Annotated in this window: 5 protein-coding genes and 1 pseudogene; all 6 read left to right on the top strand. The window is 65.5% G+C overall.

Going from position 1 to position 4364, the window contains the following annotated elements; translation table 11 throughout:
• Positions 1-181: pseudogene (locus ACXJL8_RS35140) on the top strand (branched-chain amino acid ABC transporter permease); the annotation flags it as partial.
• A gap of 3 nt (positions 182-184) precedes the next feature.
• Entirely contained in the window at positions 185-1228 is a 1044-nt protein-coding gene (locus tag ACXJL8_RS35135; protein ID WP_456618300.1) for a branched-chain amino acid ABC transporter permease, read from the top strand.
• Positions 1225-1968 (top strand): ABC transporter ATP-binding protein, encoded by a 744-nt coding sequence (locus ACXJL8_RS35130; protein WP_456618299.1) that lies wholly within the window; start codon positions 1225-1227, stop codon positions 1966-1968. Before ACXJL8_RS35135 ends, ACXJL8_RS35130 begins: the two co-directional genes overlap by 4 nt.
• A complete protein-coding gene (locus ACXJL8_RS35125; RefSeq protein WP_248878586.1) occupies positions 1965-2666 on the top strand; it encodes an ABC transporter ATP-binding protein in 702 nt (233 codons plus the stop codon). The genes ACXJL8_RS35130 and ACXJL8_RS35125 overlap by 4 nt, the downstream gene beginning before the upstream one ends.
• Positions 2667-3314 (top strand): ATP-binding cassette domain-containing protein, encoded by a 648-nt coding sequence (locus ACXJL8_RS35120; protein WP_456618298.1) that lies wholly within the window; start codon positions 2667-2669, stop codon positions 3312-3314.
• Positions 3315-3341: 27 nt separating this feature from the next.
• On the top strand, positions 3342-4364 hold a 1023-nt coding region (locus ACXJL8_RS35115), incomplete at its 3' end, for an aldehyde dehydrogenase family protein (protein ID WP_456686460.1).

The raw sequence follows: 4364 nt of genomic DNA, 5'->3' as shown, positions 1-4364 counted from the left end.
CGGCGGCGTCGGCAGCTTTTGGGGCGCGGTCGTGGCGGGGTTGCTGGTCGGACTATGTGTCGGTCTCGCCGGCGCCTACGCGTCCGAATGGTCGCTGTTGTCAATGTACGTCCTGCTCGTTGCCGTCGTGACGTTCCGTGCACGCGGCCTGTGGGGCAAGAAGAGCGTGCTCGAGGCCTAGGGAATGATTGTGGGATCAAATTCTTCACCTGACGCCGCGCGCCTCGTCACGCCGACGATGCTGGTGCTCTGGCTCGTGCTTGCAACGGTGCCGCTCTGGATCACGCGGATCGGGCTCTATCCCTATCTCGGCATAGAGATCCTGATCTGGTCGCTCTATGCGCTTGCGTTCAATTTGGTGCTGGGCACGGCCGGACTTCCCTCGTTCGGACATGGCGCCTATTTCGGCATCGGCGCCTATGCGTTCGGGCTCTGCCAGTTCGACATCGTCGCCAATCTCTGGATATGCCTCGCTGCCGCGGCCGTGGTCGCGGGGCTTGCCGGCGTGCTGGTGGCGCTGTTCATCTCGCACCGGCGCGGCATCTATTATGCCTTCATGACGATCGCGTTCGGCCAGATCTTCTGGACGCTGGCGATCAAGTCGCACCGCATCACCGGCGGTGAGGATGGGCTTCTCAAGATCAAGCGGCTTCCGGCCGATTTCGGGCTGGCGTCGTTCGATCTCACCGACAATGTCGCATTCTACTATTTCGTGCTCGCGGTCTTCGCGGTCGGTACCGCCGTATTGTGGCGGCTGGTGCACTCGCCCTATGGCCGCGTCGTCGCTGCGATCAGGCAGAGCGAGGTTCGCGCCGCCCATCTCGGCTATAACGTCTGGCTCTACAAGGCGTCTGTGTTCGCGCTGTCGGCGGCCGTGTCCGGCTTTGCCGGCGGACTGTTCGCGATGGCGCAGCTTGCCGCATTCCCCGATGTCATGAGCCTGCATCAATCCGGCTACGTCGTGATGATGACGCTGGTCGGTGGCGGGCTCGTCAGCTTCTGGGGGCCGGTGATCGGCGTGTTTCTCTTCCTCACCGCGCGCGACGTGATCGGCGCGCTGACCAATGCCTGGATGCTCTATTTCGGTCTGCTGTTCATTGCGATCGTGCTGTTCCGCCCTGAAGGCATTGCCGGCGCGCTCTCGGCCGCCATGCAGCAACATTCATTGAACGCGCTAAGGCGACGCGGTACGTCGGCAATGCGGCTGTTGGTCGGGGGCGGACGATGAGCATGATCGAAGCCGCCGGTGTCCACGTCCGCTTCGGCGATCGCGTCGTGCTGGAAAGCGTCGATCTCGCGGTGGCCGAGGGCGAGTTTCACGGCGTGATGGGCCCGAACGGTGCGGGCAAGACCACCTTCTTCAACGTCCTCACCGGCAGGGTGAAACCGAGCCGCGGCAGAGTCCTGCTCGGCGGCGAGGATGTCACGGGATTGAGCCCGCACCGTATCGCCGCCAAGGGCATCGCCCGCTCGTTTCAGATCATGACCCTGTTCGACGAATTCTCCGCCCGCGACAACGTCATGATGGGCTTGCCCGCGTTTCGCGCCCGTGGCCTCGATATCGCCCGTGCCGCAGCCGGCGACCCCAGGTTTGCCGAGCAGGCATCCGAAGCGCTCGCCGCGGTCGGGCTTGCCGACAAGGGCGATGTCCGCGCCAAGGACCTGTCCTATGGCGACCGCCGCGCACTGGAGATCGCGGTCGCGCTCGCGCAGGCCCCGCGCGTGCTGTGTCTGGACGAGCCGACCTCCGGCCTCGGCTCTGACGGCGTGCAGCGGCTTGCCACGCTGGTCGCGCGTTTGAAGGGCAAGCTCACCATCGTCGCGATCGAGCACGACATGGAATTCCTGTTCTCGCTCGCCGATCGCATCTCGGTCATCCATTGGGGCCAGGTGGTGGCGCGCGGCACGCCGCACGAGCTGCAGCAGAACGAATGGGTGCGGCGCTCCAACCTCGGGAAGTTCGCATGATCCTCGAAGTGGATGGGGTCGATACCTTCTACGGCGAAACCCAGGCGCTGTTCGGCGCCTCGCTCGCCATCGAGCACGCCAAGGTCTTTGCACTGCTCGGGCCCAACGGCGCCGGCAAGACCACCATGCTCCGTTCGATCCTCGGCCTGACGCGTCCGCGTCGTGGCGCGGTTCGCTTCGACGGGCACGACGTGACGCGCGATCCGACCCACGAGATCGCGCGCGCCGGTATCGGCTGGGTGCCCGACGACCGGCGGCTGTGCCCGACCTTGTCGGTCGCGCGCAATCTGTCGATCGCGCAGAAGCGCACGCGCTTTCGCAACTGGAGCGTCAAGGAGGCCGCTGCGATCTTCTCGCCGCTCGAATATCTCATGGAGCGCGACTGCGAGAACCTGTCGGGCGGCGAGATGCAGATGGTCGCCATTGCGCGCGCACTGGTCGGCTCGCCGGGACTGGTGCTGTTCGACGAGCCGAGCCAGGGTCTTGCGCCAAAGATCGTCGGCGACGTGCTCGCCACCATCTTGCGCATGAAGGAGGAGGGGATCGCCTCGCTGGTCGTGGAGCAGAATGCCGAGATCGCGCTGTCGGTGGCTGACCATGCCGCGGTGATCGATCGCGGCCGGATCGTCTGGACCGGCGAGGCCGCCACCTTGCGTGACGATCGCGCCCTTCGGCAGCGCTTGCTGGGAGTACAATAAGTGACCGCACCGCTGCTCGTCCTCGATGATGTCCGCAAGGTCTACACAAGGGGCCGCCTCATCCGCCGCCCGACGTTCACGCTTCAGGCGAACCTGTCGTTGGAGGAGCCGGGCATTGTCGGCGTGGTCGGGCCGAACGGCGCCGGCAAGACGACCTTGTTCGAGATGATGACCGGCTCCAACGCGCCGACCTCGGGGCGCGTGCTGGTCGCGGGCACCGATATCCACGGCGTCAAATATCGCGAGCGCGACCGGCTCGCGATCCACTATCACCAGTCCTATCAGGTCCGGCGGTTCCGCAGGCGCGTTCCGTCCGCCTTGCTGGCGCCGTCGCCGACCCGGACGCCGCTGGTTCACCTGTTCGACGAACCGCAGTTCAACCTGCAGGACGGCTATATCGGCTTCATGCTCGATTTCTTCCGCAAGCTGCGCGACGAGGGCAGGCTGGTCGTTCTCTGCATGCATCCGACAGCCAGCTGGCACCTCGACATCCTCGCCGAGATCGCCGGGCAATTCCTGTTCGTCGCCGGTGGCGGGGTAACGCGGATGGCGGACTTCCGCACGCTCGCCGCCGAGCCGCGCTTCCGACTCTATCTCGGACCGGAGATGACGCGCGCCGCGGACGCGATCTGTCATAGCTCGACCTAAGTCATCAGCGACAACAAGGAGACTCCGTTGACCTATTCGAACACGCAGCTTTTCATTGCCGGCAAATGGCGACCGGCCCATTCCGGCAAGGTGATCGAGGTGCGCAATCCCGCGACCGAGGAGGTGATCGGCACCGTTGCGCATGCCGGCCGGTCCGATCTCGACGAGGCGCTCGCCGCCGCTTCGGCCGGCTTCAAGGTCTGGCGCAACGTTGCCCCCTTCGAGCGCTGCCGGATCATGCGCAAGGCCGCCGCGATCATGCGCGAGCGCAATGACGAGATCGCGCCACTGCTGACGATGGAGCAGGGCAAGACGCTGGGCGAGGCCAGGATGGAGGCAATGGCCGCGGCAGACGTCATCGAGTGGTTCGCGGAGGAGGCCAAGCGCGCCTATGGCCGCTTGATCCCCGCGCGCGGCCCCGGCATCTACCAGATCGCGATGAAGGAGCCGGTCGGCCCGGTCGCCGCGTTCACGCCGTGGAATTTCCCGATCAACCAGGTCGTGCGAAAGCTGTCCGCCGCGCTCGCCGCCGGCTGCTCGATCATCGTCAAGGCGCCGGAGGAGACGCCAGCCTCGCCGGCGCAGCTCATCCGCGCGTTTGCCGACGCGGGCGTGCCCGATGGCGTCATCAACCTCGTCTACGGCGTACCGTCGGAAATCTCCGAATATCTGATCCCGCATCCGGTGATCCGGAAAATCTCCTTCACCGGCTCGACCCATGTCGGCAAGCAGCTCAACGCGCTTGCGGGCCTGCACATGAAGCGCGCCACCATGGAGCTCGGCGGTCATGCGCCGGCGATCGTCTTTGCGGATGCCGACGTCACCTCGGCCGCGAAGATTCTGGCGGCAGCAAAATATCGTAACGCCGGCCAGGTCTGCATCTCGCCGACGCGGATGCTGGTGCAGGACGATGTGTTCCGCGAATTCGTGGATCAGTTCGTCGACAGCGCCAAGGCGTTCAAGGTCGGTAATGGCCTCGATCCCGAGTCCAAAATGGGCTCGCTCGCCAATCCGCGCCGCGTCACCGCCATCGAAGGCATGGTGCAGGAC

The organism is Bradyrhizobium sp. P5_C11_2, assembly GCF_054049755.1.
Note: the sequence above shows the minus strand (reverse complement) of the source record. Positions and strands in the feature narration are given on the sequence as shown.

What these genes read in the sequence shown, in the direction of transcription:
- ACXJL8_RS35135 (WP_456618300.1), top strand. Translation starts at nt 185, where the DNA reads ATGATTGTGGGATCAAATTCTTCACCTGACGCCGCGCGCCTCGTCACG.
- ACXJL8_RS35130 (WP_456618299.1), top strand. Translation starts at nt 1,225, where the DNA reads ATGAGCATGATCGAAGCCGCCGGTGTCCACGTCCGCTTCGGCGATCGC.
- ACXJL8_RS35125 (WP_248878586.1), top strand. Translation starts at nt 1,965, where the DNA reads ATGATCCTCGAAGTGGATGGGGTCGATACCTTCTACGGCGAAACCCAG.